The sequence below is a fragment of the Pseudomonas sp. 9AZ genome, from assembly GCF_902506525.1.
GTDB lineage: Bacteria > Pseudomonadota > Gammaproteobacteria > Pseudomonadales > Pseudomonadaceae > Aquipseudomonas > Aquipseudomonas peli.
In genome coordinates this window covers 1,798,561-1,816,133 of record NZ_LR733840.1, presented here as the reverse complement: position 1 = coordinate 1,816,133, position 17,573 = coordinate 1,798,561, and the positions used below count along the sequence as shown (strand labels likewise).

13 protein-coding genes are annotated in these 17,573 nt (G+C 62.1%); 7 read left to right on the top strand and 6 right to left on the bottom strand.

Annotated elements, in window-relative coordinates; all coding sequences use genetic code 11:
* Window positions 1-54: 54 nt before the first annotated feature.
* From ALTER154_RS08430 to uvrD, 4 genes are all read right to left on the bottom strand, one after another.
* Window positions 55-900: a Tim44 domain-containing protein gene (locus ALTER154_RS08430; RefSeq protein WP_160086190.1), complete on the bottom strand. Its 846-nt coding sequence runs from the start codon at window positions 898-900 to the stop codon at window positions 55-57.
* Window positions 901-1,004: 104 nt separating this feature from the next.
* Window positions 1,005-1,583 carry a TetR/AcrR family transcriptional regulator gene (locus tag ALTER154_RS08425; RefSeq protein WP_160086188.1) on the bottom strand — a complete coding sequence of 193 codons (579 nt, stop codon included), beginning with the start codon at window positions 1,581-1,583 and terminating at the stop codon, window positions 1,005-1,007.
* A 103-nt stretch (window positions 1,584-1,686) separates the two neighbouring features.
* The gene (locus tag ALTER154_RS08420; RefSeq protein WP_160086186.1) at window positions 1,687-2,778 is read right to left on the bottom strand and encodes a TRAP transporter substrate-binding protein; all 1,092 of its coding nucleotides are present in this window, start codon (window positions 2,776-2,778) and stop codon (window positions 1,687-1,689) included.
* Between the two features lie 32 nt (window positions 2,779-2,810).
* Window positions 2,811-5,015, bottom strand: a complete 2,205-nt coding sequence (uvrD, locus tag ALTER154_RS08415) for a DNA helicase II (protein WP_160086184.1) — start codon at window positions 5,013-5,015, stop codon at window positions 2,811-2,813.
* A gap of 222 nt (window positions 5,016-5,237) precedes the next feature.
* Between uvrD and ALTER154_RS08410 the strand changes: the two genes are divergently transcribed.
* The 3 genes from ALTER154_RS08410 (at window position 5,238) to ALTER154_RS08400 (ending at window position 10,301) form a co-directional block, all read left to right on the top strand.
* The gene (locus tag ALTER154_RS08410) at window positions 5,238-8,120 is read left to right on the top strand and encodes an EAL domain-containing protein (RefSeq protein ID WP_160086182.1); all 2,883 of its coding nucleotides are present in this window, start codon (window positions 5,238-5,240) and stop codon (window positions 8,118-8,120) included.
* A gap of 74 nt (window positions 8,121-8,194) precedes the next feature.
* Window positions 8,195-9,463: an MFS transporter gene (locus ALTER154_RS08405; protein WP_160086180.1), complete on the top strand. Its 1,269-nt coding sequence runs from the start codon at window positions 8,195-8,197 to the stop codon at window positions 9,461-9,463.
* Between the two features lie 163 nt (window positions 9,464-9,626).
* Window positions 9,627-10,301 carry a hypothetical protein gene (locus ALTER154_RS08400; RefSeq protein WP_090250891.1) on the top strand — a complete coding sequence of 225 codons (675 nt, stop codon included), beginning with the start codon at window positions 9,627-9,629 and terminating at the stop codon, window positions 10,299-10,301.
* A gap of 8 nt (window positions 10,302-10,309) precedes the next feature.
* Here ALTER154_RS08400 and zwf read toward each other — a convergent pair whose 3' ends face one another.
* Entirely contained in the window at window positions 10,310-11,797 is a 1,488-nt protein-coding gene (gene zwf, locus ALTER154_RS08395) for a glucose-6-phosphate dehydrogenase (protein WP_178126332.1), read from the bottom strand.
* 111 nt (window positions 11,798-11,908) lie between these two features.
* Between zwf and hexR the strand changes: the two genes are divergently transcribed.
* Together hexR and ALTER154_RS08385 are read left to right on the top strand one after the other, a co-directional pair.
* Window positions 11,909-12,775 carry a transcriptional regulator HexR gene (gene hexR / locus ALTER154_RS08390; protein WP_090250886.1) on the top strand — a complete coding sequence of 289 codons (867 nt, stop codon included), beginning with the start codon at window positions 11,909-11,911 and terminating at the stop codon, window positions 12,773-12,775.
* An 89-nt stretch (window positions 12,776-12,864) separates the two neighbouring features.
* On the top strand, window positions 12,865-13,089 hold the full coding sequence (locus tag ALTER154_RS08385) for a PA3496 family putative envelope integrity protein (protein ID WP_160086176.1): 225 nt from the start codon (window positions 12,865-12,867) through the stop codon (window positions 13,087-13,089).
* Here ALTER154_RS08385 and ALTER154_RS08380 read toward each other — a convergent pair.
* On the bottom strand, window positions 13,031-13,993 hold the full coding sequence (locus ALTER154_RS08380) for a LysR family transcriptional regulator (protein WP_090250880.1): 963 nt from the start codon (window positions 13,991-13,993) through the stop codon (window positions 13,031-13,033). The genes ALTER154_RS08385 and ALTER154_RS08380 overlap by 59 nt on opposite strands.
* A gap of 189 nt (window positions 13,994-14,182) precedes the next feature.
* On the opposite strand from ALTER154_RS08380, the gene ALTER154_RS08375 reads away from it, so the two are divergent.
* Window positions 14,183-15,601: an acetyl-CoA carboxylase biotin carboxylase subunit gene (locus ALTER154_RS08375; protein ID WP_090250877.1), complete on the top strand. Its 1,419-nt coding sequence runs from the start codon at window positions 14,183-14,185 to the stop codon at window positions 15,599-15,601.
* Between the two features lie 16 nt (window positions 15,602-15,617).
* Entirely contained in the window at window positions 15,618-17,426 is a 1,809-nt protein-coding gene (oadA, locus tag ALTER154_RS08370; protein WP_160086174.1) for a sodium-extruding oxaloacetate decarboxylase subunit alpha, read from the top strand.
* The last annotated feature ends 147 nt before the right edge of the window (window positions 17,427-17,573 follow it).

The window sequence follows — 17,573 nt, the reverse complement described above, 5'->3', positions numbered from 1 at the left end:
TGATAGACAAAGAAAACCCGGGACTTGCCCGGGTTTTCTCAGCATAGCGAGGGATCAGCCGTTCTGGCGGATACCGGCCACCAGCCACGGCTGGTTGTCACCCACGGCCCGCTCCAGACGCCAGCTTTCGCTGAACACTTCGCCTTGGTCAAAGCGCGAAGTCTTGGCCACGCCGGTAAAGGTCAGGGTGGCGACGGTCTTGTCGCTGAGGTCATCGACGCCATCCAGCTGCACATCGAGGTTGTCGACGTAGGTGGACTGGAAGCCATCACCCAGGTCAGCCCGCTCGCGGCTGAGGAACTCCAGCAGCTGCGGGGTGACGAACTCGGCGATCTTGTCCATCTCGTTGGCATCCCAGTGCTGTTGCAAGCTGAGGAAGTGCTCACGACCGGCGCTGATAAAGCTCTGCTCGTTGAACCAGGCCGGGGCGTTGATCACCGGCTTGATCGCAGCCGCTGCACTGCTGCCGCCGAAGATCGAGGCTGGAGCCGCTGGCATTTCACGCTGCATCGGTGCGCCGTTGGCAGTCGCCGGGCTGGCTTGCTGGCGACGGGCGGCGAGGAAGCGGAACAGCAGGAAGGCGATCAGGCCGAAGATCAGCATGTCCATGATCTGCAGGCCTTCGAAGCCGTCACCCATAAACATCGAGGCCAGCAGACCACCTGCGGCCAGACCGGCCAATGGGCCCAACCACTTCGATGCACCGCTGGCTGCTGCAGGCTGACGGCCCGCCGCTGCAGGTGCTGCACTTTGCTGGGCTGGCGCTTGGCGAGCCTGGTGGCTTGGCGCGGAACCGAAGGATTTGCCGCCGCCCATACGTTTGGCTTCGGCGTCGAAACTCATGGTGGTCAGTCCCAGGCTGAGGAACATGGCCAGGGCGATACTAAGGAAACGCTGCATGGTTAGCTGTCTCTTGGTGATTGGATCTACGCGCGGCATCTTGCCCGGCGTGAGCGGCGCTGGCTAGGCCTAGAATGTTTCGAGCTTTTGCCCGTGCGCCTGAGTCAGCGGCGCAGCAGCACCAGTAGCGGCCCGCAGCGTAACTGCCGGCGCAGCAGGGCGCGGAAGTCGGCTGGGTCTTCCTCGGGGTGGCGCAGCCAGTGGATAAAGCAGCGCAGGTAGACGCCGGTCAGCAGGCTTTCCTCGGCGATGCGGCACAGGTGCAGGGTTTCCCGCCGCGCCGCTTCACGCCACCACTGCACGGTGCGGCTGATGCGCAGCAGGCCGCCAAGCTGCAGGTGGATATGCCCCGGTTCCAGCTTGTACAGCAGCATCTGTCCGCTCACTGCGCGGTGCGCGGCCAGGCTGTCGAGCCAGGCGATCAGCAGCTCTTCCAGGCGTTTGGCCGGCTCAAGCGTCAGCAGGTCTGCGCCGTTGCCGCGCGCCAGCAGCGCCTTGTCGGCACGGTCGAACCAGGCTTCCACCAGTTGATCCTTCTCGCGGTAATGCACGGCGATGGCATCCAGCCCCACACCCAGGTCGGCCGCCACATCGAACAGATGCAGGCGTTCCCAGCCGCAAACATCGGCCAGTTGCAGGGCGGTATCGAGTATCTGTGACGCGGAGACAGTTGTGCGTTTCATCGGCTCACCTCGCCAAGCAGTATGGGCGGCGAGCGCCGTCGGGCTGGTCTGAAACGACAAACGGAACCCGAAGGTTCCGTTTGTTTGTGCGTAGGGCGGGTACTTAGCGCCAGTTGTACAACTCTTTCTCCGACAGCTGGTGCATCTGGCTGACTTGGGCCTGGAAGGCCTGCATCGAAGCCCAGATGCGCCCATTCAGCTCGCTCTGCGCGGCCAGCTCGCCGAGCACCACGGCGGATTCGCGCTGCATGGCGGCGAGTACGTCGTCGGGGAAGCGTTTGAGCAAGGTGCCTTGCTGTTTCAGCTCATCCAGCGCCATGGCGTTGTGGTAGACGTAATCGTCGAGCATGTCTTGGCTGGCAGCGCGGGTGGCTTCCGTGAGGATCGCCTGCAGATCGGCTGGCAGGCTGTCGAGGGCTTTCTGGTTGATCAGCAGCTCCAGCACCGCCTGGGGTTCCTGCCAGCCCGGGTAGTAGTAGAACTTGGCGGCTTTGTGCAGGCCGAAGGCCAGGTCGTTGTAGGGGCTGACCCAGTCAGTGGCGTCGATGGCGTTGGTTTGCAGGGCGGTGAATACCTCGCCGCCTGGCAGGTTCACGGTGGTCGCGCCGAGTTTACTCAGCACTTCGCCGCCCAGGCCCGGCATGCGGATCTTCAGGCCCTTGAGGTCATCCAGCGAGTTGATTTCCTTGTTGTACCAGCCGCCCATCTGCATGCCGGTGTTGCCCACCACCATGGGTTTTACGCCATAGGGGGCATAGGCTTCATCCCACAGCGCCTGACCGCCGCCCTTGCTTAGCCAGGCATTCATTTCGCTGGTGGACAGGCCGAATGGCACGGCGGTGAAGAACTGCGCCGCGGGCACCTTGCCCTTCCAGTAATAAGCGGCGCCGTGACCCAGCTCGGCGGTGCCGCGCGATACCGCATCGAATACCTCCAGCGGCGGCACCAGTTCGCCACCGGCATACACCTTGATGGTCAGGCGACCGTTGCTCATGGTCTTGACCCGCTCGGCCAAACGCTCAGCGGCGGTGCCCAGGCCGGGGTAGTTCTTCGGCCAGGCGGTGACCATCTTCCAATGGAAGCTTTCTGCGGCAGGCGTGCCTGTGGCTTGCGGTGCAGCAGGTTCTTCCTTGCAGCCGGCCAGCCCGAAAGCGGCGAGCAGGGCGCTGGCAAGCAGCAGAGGGCGGCGGATCATGGGGGCTCCTTATTGTTTGAATAGACTGTCGATTACAGCGCCTGCAGCTTGGCGTAGCTGAGCATCAGCCACTTGCTGCCTTCGCTCTCGAAATTCACCTGCACCCGCGCCTGCGCGCCGGAGCCTTCGAAGTTGAGGATGGTGCCTTCACCAAACAGTGAGTGCTGCACGCGCTGGCCGAGGTTGAAGCCGGTGTCCGGCACCGCGCTGCCGGCGAACATGCTGTCGCCGCTCATGCTGTTGCTGCCCACATTGCGGCTGACCGCGCCGAACGGCCGGCTGACGCTGTTGGACAGGCGCACTTCCTGAATCAGCTGCGGTGGAATCTCGCGGACGAAGCGCGACACCTTGTTGTAGGTCTCGCTGCCGTACAGACGGCGCGTTTCGGCGTAGGTAATCACCAGCTTGCTCATGGCGCGGGTGATGCCGACGTAGGCCAGACGACGCTCTTCTTCCAGGCGACCGGGCTCTTCCAGGCTCATCTTGTGTGGGAACAGGCCTTCTTCCATGCCCACCAGAAACACCTGGGGGAATTCCAGGCCCTTGGCGCTGTGCAGGGTCATCAGCTGCACGCTGTCTTCGTTTTCTGCCGCCTGGGTGTCGCCGGCTTCCAGCGAGGCGTGGCTGAGGAAGGCCTGCAGCGGCGTCAGCTCGTCATCCTCGGTGTTGTCGAAAGTGCGCGCGGCACTCACCAGTTCTTCCAAGTTCTCGATGCGTGCCTGGGCTTTTTCGCCTTTTTCGGCCTTGTGGTAGGCAATCAGTCCGCTCTGCTCAATGACGGTCTGGGTCATCAGGTGCAGCGGCATGCTCAACACTTTGGCGGCGAGGTTTTCGACCAGTTCGATAAACCCGGCCAGGGCACCCGACGCACGGGCCGGTAAGGCCTTGGCGGCGACCATCAGGCGAATGGCTTCCCACATCGACACATCATGGGCGCGGGCGTATTCGCGGATGGTTTCGACGCTCTTCTCGCCAATGCCGCGCGCCGGCACGTTGATCACCCGCTCCAGTGCCGCATCGTTGCCGCGGCCGTCGAGCAGGCGCAGGTAGGCCATGGCGTTCTTGATTTCCGCGCGTTCGAAGAAGCGCTGGCCACCATAGATGCGGTAGGGGATTTTCTCGCGCAGCAGCGCTTCTTCAAGCACCCGTGACTGGGCGTTGGAGCGGTAGAGAATGGCGATTTCGCTGCGCTTAAGGCCGTCCTTGCGCAGGGCATCCTCAATCGATTCCACCACATAGCGGGCTTCATCGTGCTCGTTGAACGCGGAATACAGGTTGATCGGCTCGCCATCGCCGTCTTCGGTCCACAGTTCTTTGCCCAGGCGGCCCTGGTTATTGGCGATCAGGGCGTTGGCGGCCTTGAGGATGCCGGCGGTGGAGCGGTAGTTCTGCTCCAGGCGGATCACTTCGGCATCGCTGAAGTCATCAGAGAACTGCTGGATGTTTTCGATCTTCGCGCCGCGCCAGCCATAGATCGACTGGTCATCGTCGCCCACCACCATCATGCTGTCGCCCCCCTTGGCGAGCAGGCGCAGCCAGGCGTACTGGACGGCGTTGGTGTCCTGGAACTCGTCGACCAGGATGTGCCGGAAGCGCCGCTGGTAATGCTCCAACAAGCCCGGCTTATCCCGCCACAAGTCGAGGGCACGCAGCAGCAGCTCGGAGAAGTCGATGACCCCGGCGCGCGCGCAGGCCGCTTCGTAGCCTTCGTAGATCTTCAGCATGGTGGCGAGGAACAGGTCGCCGCCGGGCTGGATGTTCTTTGGCCGTAGGCCTTCGTCCTTCTGCCCGTTGATAAACCACTGCGCCTGTTTAGGCGGCCAGCGCTGTTCATCCAGGCCGAGGTCGCGGATCACCCGCTTAACGATGCGCTGCTGGTCGTCGGAATCGAGAATCTGGAAGTTTTCCGCCAGGCCGGCTTCCTGCCAGTGCGCGCGCAGCAGGCGGTGGGCCAGGCCGTGGAAGGTGCCGACCCACATGCCCGCCGGGCTGACACCGAGCATGTGCTCAATGCGATGACGCATTTCGGCGGCAGCCTTGTTGGTGAACGTCACCGACAGGATGCTGTGCGGCGAGGCATTCTCGATCTGGATCAACCAAGCAATGCGGTGCACCAGCACGCGAGTTTTACCGGAGCCGGCGCCGGCCAGTACCAGTTGGCGGCCCACACGCGCGGCAACAGCCTGGCGTTGGGCATCATTAAGAGAGGCAATCAGGAGTTCGGGGTCATTTTGCATCGCGGCATTCTAGGGGGCTGCGTCAGGCAGGGCAAACCAGGCTGTTGTGGCGGTTTTATTGGACGACTGGTGAGTCAGCTCAACGAGCGTAGATGGGCTATGGCTGTGACCATCGAAAGTTGGGTATTTGTACTGTGAATTGGCGCACATCCGGCTTGGGCGAAGCGTCTAGCTCGCGTATGCTGCGCCGACGTTTAGGCAACCACTATAAGAAAATCGCCTATGACCGCATCGACTTCATTTGCTGCCGCCAATAGCCTCAAGCCGACTTCCGGGCGGGAAGTGGCTCAGCTGTTCGCGACAGATATCGCCGCCGAACGCACCCGCATGCTCTATCAGGGCTCGCAGGTGCCAACCTTGTTCATGCTGCTTAGCGGCGTGGTGTGTGCCTTCCTGTTATGGGGCGCGCTGCCACCGGTGCTGCTGGTCAGCTGGGCAATCTGGCTGGTGATCCTCGCCGTGCTGCGTTTGGTGCAGGTCCGGGCCTTCAATACTGCATTGCCCAGCCGTCAGGCTGAACGCTCCTGGCGTCTGCTGTTCCTGTTTGGCGCGGGCGCTTCGGGACTGACGTTGGCGTTTGCGGCTATCGCTCTGGTGCCGGCGGATGTGTTTTACCTGCAAGCCCTGGTCTACGGCCTGATTGCCGCGGCGATTCTTTCAGCCAGCGTGGCCTATGCCATCAGTTTTACCGCCTTCCTCAGTTTTGCTTTGCCCTGCCTGCTGCCTTCGGTGGGCTATCTGCTGCTCAGCGAGCATCCGTTGCAACAGGGCTGGGGTGTGCTCGGCAGTATTCTGCTGCTGGCCCTGCTGGTGGTGGCCTGGCAGGTCAATCGGCTGGTGCAGCGCAGCTTGCTGCAGCGGTTTCACAACCAGGCACTGATCAGCAACCTGGAGCACGCCAAGCAGCAGGCTGAAGGCCTCAATGGTGAGCTGGCCCATGAAGTGGAACAGCGTCGGCGTGCCGAGCACGAGTTACGCCTGGCCCATGATGAGCTGGAAATGCGCGTTGCTGAGCGCACGCTTGAACTGGATGAAACCACCTACGCCCTGAGCAAGAGCCGCGCGCGCCTGACCCTGGCGATTGAGGCCAGTGAGCTGGGCCTGTGGGACTGGGACCTGCAGAGCGATGAGGTGCACCACTCGCGCCTCAAGGAAATCTTCGGCCTGGAGCCCCATGAAGTACAGGTGATGCTGCGCGACCTCAAGCCGCGGCTGCATCCGGATGACCTGCCAGTGCTGCGTCGTGCACTGGTCGAGCATATGAAAGGACGCAGTGACGACTATCAGGTGGAATACCGCATCAAGCACGCCGCCGGTCATTGGGTGTGGATCGAAGACCGTGGTCGCGCGGTCGAGCGCGACGCCGAAGGCCGCGTGCTGCGCATGCTCGGCACCCGTCGCGATATCAGTGCGCGCAAGGTGCAGGAGCAGCAGCAACAGCTGGCCGCCACAGTGTTCGAGGCCGCCAGCGAAGGCATCGTGATTCTCGACCCGGACTACCGCCTGCTGTCGGTCAACCAGGCCTTCAGCGACGTGACCGGTTATCGCCAGGACGAAGTGGTAGGCAAAAGCGTAATCAGCCTGATCAGCAGCAGCGATAGCCGTCGGCAGTATCAGATGATCCGCCTGGAGCTGGAAAACAGCGGCACCTGGTGCGGTGAGCTGATCGAAACGCGCAAGAACGGCGAGCTATATCCGCAGTGGCTGCAACTCAATGTAGTGCGCGATGCGCGGGGCAGTGTCAGCCATATCGTCGGCTTCTTCGCCGACCTGTCGTCGCGCCGGGAAGCCGAAGAGCGGCTGCGTTACTTGTCGCACTACGACGAACTGACCGGCCTGGCCAACCGCAGCCTTTTCAAGGAGCGCCTGCACGACGCCAGCCAGCGGGCGCGACAGAGCGGGCGCAGCATCGCCTTGCTGCACGTCGACCTGGACCGTTTCAAATTGCTCAACGACAGCCTCGGCCATGAAGTCGCCGACCAGCTGCTGCGCCAGGTCAGCCGGCGCCTGACTCAGGCCGTGCCCGAGGCCGATACCCTGGCGCGTCTGTCCGGTGACGAATTCGCCATCCTGATCGACGCCTACGGCAGCCTCTCCAGCCTGGCACGGCTGGCCAGCCGCCTATTGAGCAAGCTGCGCGTGCCGATGACCGTGGGCGGACATGAGCTGGTGGTCAGCGCCTCCCTGGGCATCAGCTTGCTGCCGGATAACGCGCGGGAAATCTCCGCTCTGGTCAGCCAGGCCAATATGGCCATGCAACACGCCAAGCACCTGGGCGGCAACACCTTCCAGTTCTTCACTGACAACCTGCAGGCCTGCACCCTGGAGCGCCTGCAGCTGGAAAACCAGCTGCGCAAAGGCATCGACGAAGGCCAGTTGGAAGTGTTCTACCAGCCCAAGCTGTGCCTGGCGTCCGACAGCCTCAATGCGGCCGAGGCGCTGGTGCGCTGGCGGCATCCGGAGCTGGGCCTGGTGCCGCCGAGCGACTTTATCGGGCTGGCCGAAGAAACCGGGCTGATCGGCGCGATTGGTGAATTCGTCCTGCGCCAAGCCTGCCTGCAGGCGCGTACCTGGCAACTGCAGGGCTTGGCGCATATTCGCGTGTCGGTAAACCTCTCGGTGCATCAGCTGCGCCAGGGCAACCTGCTCAGCCTGGTGCGCCAGGTGCTCGATGAAACCGGCCTTGAGGCGCAGTACCTTGAGCTGGAGTTGACCGAAAGCCAGTTGCTGGACAACGTTGAAAGTGTGATCAGCACCTTCCAGCAATTGCGCGAGCTGGGGGTCAAACTGGCCATCGACGACTTCGGCACCGGCTATTCCTCGCTCAGCTACCTCAAGCGTTTCCCGGTGGATTACGTCAAGATCGACCAGACCTTTATCCGCGATCTGACCCCCGGCAGCGAAGATGCCGCGATCACCCGCGCGATCATCGCCATGGCCCACAGCCTGGAGCTCAAGGTGGTCGCCGAGGGCGTGGAAACCCAGGCGCAGATGGATTTCCTCAAGAGCCAGCGCTGCGACGAGATCCAGGGTTATCTGATCAGCAAGCCGGTGCCGGTTGAGCAGTTCGCCCAGTTACTGCGCGAACAGGCCAGCAAGTTTTGATTGGCCGGCCGGCGGCTTGTCTGCCGCCGGCCTGGCCGCTACTGTCGCGCTTTCGCTGATTTGCAGGATGCTCCATGCAGCCCACTTCTTCCGCCGCCGCGGCTCGCCCGGCCAATGCCACTCTGATTCTGCTGGCCTCGCTGTATTGCGCCCAGGGCTTGCCCTCGGGGTTACTGGCGCATTCGCTGCCGGTGTTGCTGCGTCAGCATGGCGTAGACCTGGCGTTGATTGGCCTGCTCAAGTTGTTGGCCTTGCCCTGGTTGCTCAAGGTGCTCTGGGCGCCGTGGGTGGATCGGCTGGCTTCGCCGCGCTTGGGTCATCACCGCGGTTGGATTCTGCCGTTGCAGCTTGGCGTCATTACGGTGATTGCGACGCTGGCGCTGATGAGTCCCGAGCGGCTGTTCGACAGTCATTTTTTCTTGCTGATTGGCCTGTTACTGCTGGTCAATCTGGCAGCCTCGACTCAGGACATTGCCACTGATGGGCTGGCCGTACGCCTGCTGCCAGAGCGCTGGCGCGGGCTGGGCAACAGCTTGCAGGTAGGCGGCTACAAGGTCGGCATGCTGGTCAGCGGCAGTGGTCTGCTGCTGGCGATGGATGCGCTGGGCTGGAACCTGAGTGTGGCGCTGGTGGCGCTGCTGCTGGTGCTGATGACGCTGCCTATCTGGCGTTTTAACGAGCGACGCGAGCTGCCGTTTCAACCGGCGCAGGCGGAGCCGGCCGGGCCTGGGCTGTTGCTGCGGCATTACCGTGGCTTGCTGCTGCAGCCCGGCATGCTGTTCTGGCTGGCGGTGCTGCTGAGTTTCAAGCTGGGCGATGCGCTGGGTTCGCCGATGATCAAACCGATGTTGGTGGATCAGGGCTGGAGCAATGCTGAGCTGGGCCAGCTGACTCTGATCAGCAGCCTGGCCGGCATCGCCGGGGCGTTTCTCGGCGGCCTGCTCTATGCGCGTATCGGCGCGTTACGGGCGCTGCTGCTGTTCGGCCTGTTGCAGGCTTGTGGGATCGCCGCCATGGCTCTTTTGGTAAATGCCGGCAGCAGCACCGGCTTGGTCTACCTGGTGGCGTTGTTCGAGCAGACCGCCGATGGCATGTCCACGGTGGCGCTGTTCGCGGTGATGATGCGCCAGTGCCGGCCCGAGCATGAGGGCGCGGACTTTACCCTGCAGGCCAGCGTGCAACTGCTGCTGGCCGGGCTGGTGGGCGCCACCAGCGGTTGGCTGGCCGAGCAACTGGGTTTTGCCACGTTGTTTATCAGCGCCGGTGTGCTGGGGCTGCTGGCGCTGCCCATCGTGCTGCTGTACTTCTGGCGTGGTGCTCGGCCGGCTACCAGCGCCGTATAGTTCACCGGTCGGTTTCCGGGCCGTGCCATCGCGGTGTTTCCTCTATTCCCACCTGAATCGGTCGACAGCGTGCCCGCCCGCTGTGCAACCGGATCAAAGATGGCTGCCTTTGCACCTCACGCGAGTAATCCTGCACGCCTGTCTGGATTGAATCGAGGTGCGTATGCGCAAACCCGCGAGCCTGAGTGTCGGCCTGCGCCTGTTGTTGGCGTCCCAGGCCATGGCCCCGTTAAGCGTCAAACTGGGGCTGGTGCAGCAATTGGGAGCCGAGAAAGCCGCGCTGCTGGCGCCGCATATGCCGCCGGGGCAGTTGCGTGAGCTGATCATGGTTATGCCCATTGAGTTTGCGGCGGCTGTGACCACCCACTTGGACCCGCGACTGATCCTCGATACCTACCTCAGCCTGCCCGATAGCTTGCACCTGGAAGTGGCGCGCCAGCTCTGCGCCGATGGTGCGTTTGCCACGGCGGCGCTGTATGCCGAGTGCTTGTCGGCCAAGCAGATCAAGGTGCTGATTTACGGCATCAACGATGTTGACCATGTGCTGCAGATTGCTCGGCACATCGTCGATATGCCGCTGATCAGCGAGAGCCTACGCAGCTTCTCTACCGGCTACCTGTGCAAGCTCACCGAGGCTGCGGTGGTGGACCGCAACCTGCCGGTAGCAGCGCAGGTGCTGGGCGGTTTGTCCTTGGCGCGGCAAGCCGATGTGTGCGCGGGGTTGCAGCCAGCGACCCTGCGTAAACTGCTGCCGCTGCTGCTGTTGATCAGCGGCGAGGGCTTACGTCAGCAACTGCCAGAAGCGGTGTTGCAAGTGTTTGAAGAGCAACTGGCCTAGCCGCTGGGCTATTCCATCCACTGCCGTTCGTGGCGTTCAAGCAGGTTGCTGGCTTGCTCCGGGCCGTCGCTGCCGGCCGGGTAGGGGCGTGGGCTCTGGTAGTGCTGGTGCCAGCCTTTGATGATCGGGTCGACCCAGCTCCAGGCGGCTTCCACTTCGTCGCGGCGCATAAACAGCGTTGAGTCGCCTTCGATGACGTCGAGCAACAGGCGCTCGTAGGCATCCCAGCGGCGCTGTTTATGGAAGGCATCCGCCAGGTTGAGGTCAAGCTCAACCGGCTGCAGGTGCATGCCCTTACCGGGGCTCTTGCCCATCAGTTGCAGGCTGATGCGTTCTTCCGGTTGCAGGCGAATCAACAGGCGGTTGGCTTCGCCGCCGCCGAACAGTTGATGTGGTACTGGCTTGAACTGGATGAGTATTTCCGAGGTTTTACGCGCCAAACGTTTGCCCGTGCGCAGGTAGAACGGCACGCCGGCCCAGCGCCAGTTGTCGATTTCGGCTTGCACGGCGACAAAGGTTTCGGTGTCGCTGTCGTTGTCGACGTTCTTCTCGAAATAGTAGGCCGGCACTTCCTGGCCGCCGATCTTGCCGGCGGTGTATTGGCCGCGCACGGTCTTGTCCTGAACGTCGAGACCGGTGATGGGTTTCAGGGCTTCGAGGATTTTCACCTTCTCGTTACGCACCGCCTCGGCGTCGAAACGCACCGGCGCTTCCATGGCCACCAGGCACAGCAGCTGCAGCAGGTGGTTCTGGATCATGTCGCGCATGGCGCCGGCTTTTTCGTAGTAAGCGCCGCGATTTTCCACGCCGAGGGTTTCGCACACGCTGATCTGCACGTGATCAATATGCCCGGCGCGCCAGATCGGCTCGAACAGGGCGTTGGCAAAGCGCAGTGCCATCAGGTTCTGCACCGTCTCTTTGCCCAGGTAGTGGTCGATGCGGAACACCCGCGACTCATCGAACACGGCGCCAATGGCCGCGTTGATGGCCTTAGCTGACTCCAGCGAATGGCCAATCGGCTTTTCCAGCACGATGCGCGCCTTGGGCCCAGCCAGGCTGGCGATTTTCAGGTGCGAGGCGATGTCTTCAAACAAATCCGGCGCGGTGGCCAGGTAGTAAATGCGCACCCGCTCTGGATCGTTGCCCAAGCGTTTGCCCAGGCGGCCGAAATCGGCGCTCTGGCTGGCATCCATGGCGAAGTAATCAAGCCGTGCGGCGAAGCTGGCCCAGGTGTCATTGTCGAAGTCGTTGCGCGCTACTTGAGCGCGGCAATGGCGCTCGGCCAGGGCCTGAAACGCTGAGCGGCTGAGCGCGCTGCGCGCCAGGGCCAGAATACGCGTGTCGCCATGCAGGCGACCGGCGCGATGCAGGTGATAGAGCGCTGGCAGCAGTTTATGCAGGGCCAGGTCGCCGGTGCCGCCAAACACCAGCATGTCGCAGGGAATGCTCAAGGTGGGAACTCCGACTCGGTTTAACCGTGCGGCGGCGGCGGCCATGTAGTATAACTACAAGACCACTACAACCTGTCTTTCGCCGATCATAACCGAGTCATGACTCCGATGCGGCGTGCTAGATGGATTCGTTAGCCAAAAGCCGAGCCTAAACCTGTGAACCTGTTGCAGCACATTGCCCAGTCGCGTCATCTACTCCGCAAATCGGAACTCAAGGTCGCCGACCATGTTCTGCTTGATCCGGCTTCGGTCATGCACAGCTCCATGGCTGAGCTGGCCCATAGCGTCGGCATCAGCGAGCCGACGATCGTACGGTTCTGTCGGGCGATTGGCTGCACCGGTTTTCAGGACCTCAAGCTCAAATTGGCGCAAAGCCTGGCGGCCGGTGCCAGCTTCGGCCAGTTCGCCATCCATGAAGACGACTCGGTGGCCGACTTCAGCCTGAAAATCTTCGACACCACCCTGCACACCCTGATCGAAGTGCGCGAAAAGCTCGACACCCAGGCCTTGCAGCAGGCCATTGCCGCGATTGCCAATGCTCAGCGTGTGGAGTTCTATGGTTTTGGCGCGTCCGGCGCGGTGGCGGCGGATGCCCAGCACAAGTTCTTCCGCCTGCTGCTCACGGCCGCAGCCTATTCCGACCCGCACATGCAGGCGATGAGCGCGGTGACCTTGAAACCCACTGATGTGGCCATCTGCATCTCGCAGTCCGGGCGCTCCAAGGATTTGCTGATCACCGCCAACCTGGTGCGTGAAACCGGCGCGACGTTGATCACCCTGTGCCCGAGTCAGACACCGCTGGCGGATCTGGCCACGGTCAACCTGGCCATCGACGTGCAGGAAGACACTGAAATCTACACCCCGCTGACTTCGCGCATCGCCCACCTGGTGGTGATTGACGTGCTCGCCATGGGCGTGGCCATGGCCCGTGGCCCTGGCCTGGTGAATCACCTGAAGAGTGTCAAACGCAGTCTGCGCAGCCTGCGTCTGTCGCCGAAGTCGCATAAAACCGTCGAAGACTGATGTCATCGCCACGTTATCGCGTGGCCATCAAAGCGTCATATCCAGGGTCGATGCTGGTACTCCCTTACTCAGCTTGGGAGTTGCACCCTATGTCTGGCTATCTGGATAAACCGCAGTCTCACGAAAGCAGCGATGCAAAAGCTCGGCGCAAGCTGATCGACCAGCGCCGCATGGAATACCGTCGCGCCATTGAAAGCTATGCCGAGCAGCGTCAGCTGCAACATGAGTTGGTCGACTTTCCGGAGTTGATTGCAGCTAATTACCTGGCGGGCAAGCAGGCATTGGCGCAGCAAACCGCTCAGCCAGCGTGTTGATCAGGCTGCGTTGATCGCGCACGAAGGCGAAAAACGCTTGGGCCACCGGTGACAGGTATTTGCTGCGCGGGTGCACCAGGCACCAGCTGCGCAGCAGCGGCAGCTCGCTCACCGGCAGCTCACGCAGGACGCCGCATTCCAACTCGCGGCGCACCGCGTGACGTGGCAGCAGGGCAAGGCCAAGGCCGGCGATGACGCCTTCGCACTGACCTTCCATGGAGCCGACTTCCAAGGTTTGCGCGAAGTGCGCGCGCTTCTGGTGGCAATACTCCTCACAGGCCTGGCGCGTGCCGGAGCCCGCTTCGCGGATCAGCAGCGGAAACGCGGTGAGGTCCTGCAGGCTCAGTGGGCCCTGGCTACACAACGGGTGATCGGCGGGCGCCACGGCGATGATCGGGTTCGTCAGAAAGGGCAGAAACTCCAGGTTCATGTCCGTTGGCACCCGCGACATGATCAACAGGTCATCACGGTTGGCGTTCAGGCGCTTGAGGGCCTGGGTGTGATTGGTGACCACCAGCTGTAAGTTGACTTCCGGGTATTGTTGGCGAAAAGCGGCGAACAGGTGCGGAATGAAGTACTTGGCGCTGGATTCGATCGCCAGGCTCAATTGCCCTTGCAGTGAGCCCTGGAGGTCAGAGAGCTGCATGTCGAGGCTTTCCAAGCGGCCGAAAATATCCGCGCTGGCGCGTTGCAGGGCTTCGGCGGCTTCGGTCAGGTACAGCTTCTTGCCGATGTAATCAAACAGCGGCTGGCCGATCAGCTCTTCCAACTGGCGAATCTGCAGGCTTACGGCGGGTTGGGTCAGGGCCATTTCCTCTGCGGCGCGGCTGTAGGACAGATGGCTGCACACTGAGCGAAACACCTGAATCTGACGAAAAGTCATACGCAGCAAGGACTTACGCACAAATTTCACCTGTGTGAGGGTAGTGGCCAGGCTTAACTATAAGCTTTAGCTAATGCCTAACCCAATAATAATTGATTTTGGTTAATCACCAAGCCGGCGTAGCGTGAGCACCTGACCGCTGCTGCTGTTGCGGTCACACGTCGACCGGTTTTGCCGTTCGCCTGCTCACGTGATCGAGGACGCTGGCTCGTGATCAAGAAAATCCTGATAGCCAACCGCGGTGAGATTGCCGTACGCATCGTGCGAGCGTGTGCCGAAATGGGTATTCGCTCGGTGGCGGTGTACTCCGATGCCGACCGCCACGCCTTGCACGTCAAGCGCGCCGACGAAGCCCACAGCATTGGCGAGGAACCGCTGGCCGGCTATCTGAACCCGCGCAAGCTGGTCAACCTGGCGGTGGAAACCGGCTGTGATGCACTGCATCCCGGCTATGGCTTTCTCTCGGAAAACGCCGAGCTGGCGGACATCTGTGTCGAACGGGGCATCAAGTTTATCGGCCCGAGCGCGGAAGTGATCCGGCGCATGGGCGACAAGACCGAAGCGCGGCGCAGCATGATCGCCGCCGGCGTACCCTGCACCCCCGGCACCGAAGGCAACGTGGCGGATATCGCCGAGGCACTGCGCGAAGGCGACCGCATCGGCTACCCGGTGATGCTCAAGGCTACCAATGGCGGCGGCGGGCGCGGTATCCGCCGCTGTAACAGCCGCGACGAGCTGGAGCAGGCCTACCCACGGGTGATCTCCGAGGCGACCAAGGCCTTCGGTCGTGCCGAAGTGTTTCTGGAAAAGTGCATCGTCAACCCCAAGCACATTGAGGCGCAGGTACTTGCCGACAGTTTTGGCAACACCGTGCACCTGTTCGAGCGCGATTGCTCAATTCAGCGGCGTAACCAGAAGCTGATTGAGATCGCCCCCAGCCCCCAGCTGACCCCTGAGCAGCGCGCTTACATCGGCGACCTGTCGGTACGCGCCGCCAAAGCGGTGGGTTACGAGAACGCCGGTACCGTGGAGTTCCTGCTGGCCGAGGACGGCGAGCTGTACTTCATGGAGATGAACACCCGGGTTCAGGTGGAGCACACCATCACCGAAGAAATCACCGGCATCGATATCGTCCGTGAGCAGATCCGTATCGCCTCGGGGTTGGAGTTGTCGATCAAGCAGGAAGACATCATCCACCGGGGTTTCGCTCTGCAGTTCCGTATCAATGCCGAAGACCCGAAGAACAACTTTTTGCCCTCGTTCGGCAAGATCACCCGTTACTACGCCCCCGGCGGTCCTGGGGTACGCACCGACACGGCGATCTACACCGGCTACACCATTCCGCCGCACTACGACTCCATGTGCCTGAAGCTGATCGTCTGGGCGCTGACCTGGGAAGAAGCCCTGGCCCGTGGCCTGCGCGCCCTGGATGACATGCGCGTGCAAGGGGTCAAGACCACCGCTGCCTATTACCAGGAAATCCTGCGTAACCCGGAATTTCGCAGCGGCCAGTTCAACACCAGTTTTGTCGAGTCGCACCCGGAGCTGACCGAATACTCGATCAAGCGCAACCCGTCGCACCTGGCCATCGCCATTGCCACCGCCATCGCTGCCCACGCCGGCCTGTAGGGGAAGGAATCAGACCATGAACAAGAAGATCACCATCACCGATACCATCCTGCGCGATGCCCACCAGTCGATCATCGCTACACGCATGCGCCTGGATGACATGCTGCCGATCTGCGCCAAGCTTGATCAGGTCGGTTACTGGTCGCTGGAGGTCTGGGGCGGCGCGACCTTCGATTCCTGCGTGCGCTTCCTCAAGGAAGATCCCTGGGAGCGCCTGCGCAAACTCAAGGCCGGTCTGCCGAACACCCGCTTGCAGATGCTCCTGCGTGGACAGAACCTGCTCGGTTATCGCCACTACAGTGATGACGTGGTGCGCGCCTTTGTGGCCAAAGCCGCCGTCAATGGTATCGACGTGTTCCGCATCTTTGATGCGATGAACGACGTGCGTAACCTGCGCGTGTCCATTGAGGCGGTGAAGGCCGCCGGTAAGCACGCACAAGGTACCATCGCGTACACCACCAGCCCCGTGCACACCGTTGAGGCGTTTGTGAAACAGGCCAAGGCCATGCAGGCCATGGGCATCGACTCTATCGCGATCAAGGATATGGCCGGTCTGCTCACCCCGTACGCCACTGCTGATCTGGTGCGGGCGCTGAAGGCGGAAGTCGACCTGCCGGTGTTTATTCACAGCCATGACACCGCTGGCATGGGTTCGATGTGCCAGCTCAAGGCGATTGAAGCCGGTGCTGACCATATCGACACCGCTATCTCCAGCTTCGCCTGGGGCACCAGCCATCCGGGTACCGAGTCGATGGTCGCCGCGCTCAAGGGCAGCCCCTACGACACCGGGCTGGACCTGGCGCTGATTCAGGAGATCGGCCTGTACTTCCACGCCGTGCGCAAGAAGTACCACCAGTTCGAGAGCGAGTTCACCGCCGTGGACACCCGCGTGCAGGTCAACCAGGTGCCGGGCGGGATGATGTCCAACCTGGCTAACCAGCTGAAAGAGCAGGGCGCGTTAAACCGCATCAACGAGGTCTTCGCGGAAATCCCGCGGGTGCGTGAAGACCTCGGCTTCCCGCCGCTGGTGACGCCGACCTCGCAGATTGTCGGCACCCAGGCGGTGTTCAACGTGCTCGCCGGTGAGCGTTATAAAACCATCACCAACGAGGTGAAGCTCTACCTGCAAGGTCGCTACGGCCTGGCGCCGGGCAAGGTCAACGAACAGCTGCGCAAGCAGGCGATTGGTAGCGAAGAAGTCATCGAAGTACGTCCGGCCGACCTAATCAAGCCGGAGATGGCCAAATTGCGCGAGGAAATCGGCAGCCTGGCCAAGTCCGAAGAAGACGTGTTGACCTACGCCATGTTCCCGGATATCGGCCGCAAGTTCCTTGAAGACCGTGCTGCCGGCACCCTGACGCCGGAAGTGCTGCTGCCGATCCCGGAAGCCGGCGGTGTGGCCCCCGCGGGTGGTGAAGGTGTACCGACCGAATTCGTGGTGGATGTACACGGCGAAAGCTACCGCGTCGACATCACCGGCGTTGGCGTGAAGAGCGACGGCAAGCGCCACTTCTACCTGTCGATCGACGGCATGCCGGAAGAAGTGGTGTTTGAACCGCTGAATGATTTTGTCGCGGGCAGTTCTGGCAAGCGTAAGCAGGCCAGTGCGCCGGGCGATGTCAGCACCAGCATGCCAGGCAATATCGTCGATGTACTGGTCAAGGTCGGTGACACGGTCAAGGCCGGTCAGGCGGTACTGATCAGCGAAGCGATGAAGATGGAAACCGAAGTGCAGGCGCCGATTGCCGGTACCGTGACGGCGGTGCATGTGGCCAAGGGCGATCGGGTCAATCCAGGCGACGTACTGGTGGAAATCGAAGGTTAACCTCGGAAGCCCCGGCTGTTTGAACAGGCATTTGAATGGCTTTTTTGGGGCTTCTTTTTACACCGCAGGCGCGGCTTATTCTTCGCGCCTGCATGGGTTTTTAGGCCCAGTGCCTGAGTCCCCGGAGCCGTAAGGCTCCTTTTTTCG

Excerpts from the sequence above, each read along its gene's own strand:
- ALTER154_RS08430 (WP_160086190.1), bottom strand. The coding sequence starts at position 900 with ATGCAGCGTTTCCTTAGTATCGCCCTGGCCATGTTCCTCAGCCTGGGA.
- ALTER154_RS08425 (WP_160086188.1), bottom strand. The coding sequence starts at position 1,583 with ATGAAACGCACAACTGTCTCCGCGTCACAGATACTCGATACCGCCCTG.
- ALTER154_RS08420 (WP_160086186.1), bottom strand. The coding sequence starts at position 2,778 with ATGATCCGCCGCCCTCTGCTGCTTGCCAGCGCCCTGCTCGCCGCTTTC.
- uvrD (WP_160086184.1), bottom strand. The coding sequence starts at position 5,015 with ATGCAAAATGACCCCGAACTCCTGATTGCCTCTCTTAATGATGCCCAA.
- ALTER154_RS08410 (WP_160086182.1), top strand. The coding sequence starts at position 5,238 with ATGACCGCATCGACTTCATTTGCTGCCGCCAATAGCCTCAAGCCGACT.
- ALTER154_RS08405 (WP_160086180.1), top strand. The coding sequence starts at position 8,195 with ATGCAGCCCACTTCTTCCGCCGCCGCGGCTCGCCCGGCCAATGCCACT.
- ALTER154_RS08400 (WP_090250891.1), top strand. The coding sequence starts at position 9,627 with ATGCGCAAACCCGCGAGCCTGAGTGTCGGCCTGCGCCTGTTGTTGGCG.
- zwf (WP_178126332.1), bottom strand. The coding sequence starts at position 11,797 with ATGGCCGCCGCCGCCGCACGGTTAAACCGAGTCGGAGTTCCCACCTTG.
- ALTER154_RS08385 (WP_160086176.1), top strand. The coding sequence starts at position 12,865 with ATGTCTGGCTATCTGGATAAACCGCAGTCTCACGAAAGCAGCGATGCA.
- oadA (WP_160086174.1), top strand. The coding sequence starts at position 15,618 with ATGAACAAGAAGATCACCATCACCGATACCATCCTGCGCGATGCCCAC.